Origin of the sequence: Xanthomonas bonasiae (genome assembly GCF_017163705.1) — a bacterium.
GTDB classification, from domain to species: Bacteria; Pseudomonadota; Gammaproteobacteria; order Xanthomonadales; family Xanthomonadaceae; genus Xanthomonas_A; species Xanthomonas_A bonasiae.
The window spans coordinates 1-314 of record NZ_JAFIWB010000074.1; the positions used below are offsets into that span (position 1 = coordinate 1).

A 314-nucleotide genomic window follows, 5' to 3' on the forward strand; every position below is an offset into this window, starting at 1 on the left:
ACGCCGCCTTCGATCTGGAGCAGGCGCCGTTGCTGCGTGCGATGGTGATCCGCGAAGGCGAGCAGCAGCATGCGTTGCTGCTGTGCCTGCACCACATCGTGTCCGATGGCTGGTCGATGGGTGTGCTGATGCGTGAGTTGAGCGCTCTGTATGCGCAACACGCCCATGCGGTCCCGGCGAGGTTGGTTGCCCTGCCGATCCAATACGCCGACTACGCACGCAGGCAGCGTGACTGGTTGCGCGAGGAGGTGCTGGAGGCGCAGGCCGCGTACTGGGTCGCGGAGCTGGCCGATGTGCCGGCGCTGCTGGAACTG

At 66.2% G+C, this 314-nt stretch carries 1 protein-coding gene; it reads left to right on the forward strand.

Going from position 1 to position 314, the window contains the following annotated elements; genetic code table 11:
• Positions 1-314 (forward strand): condensation domain-containing protein (locus JR064_RS22950; RefSeq protein ID WP_206231251.1); only part of this gene is annotated, 314 nt, incomplete at both ends.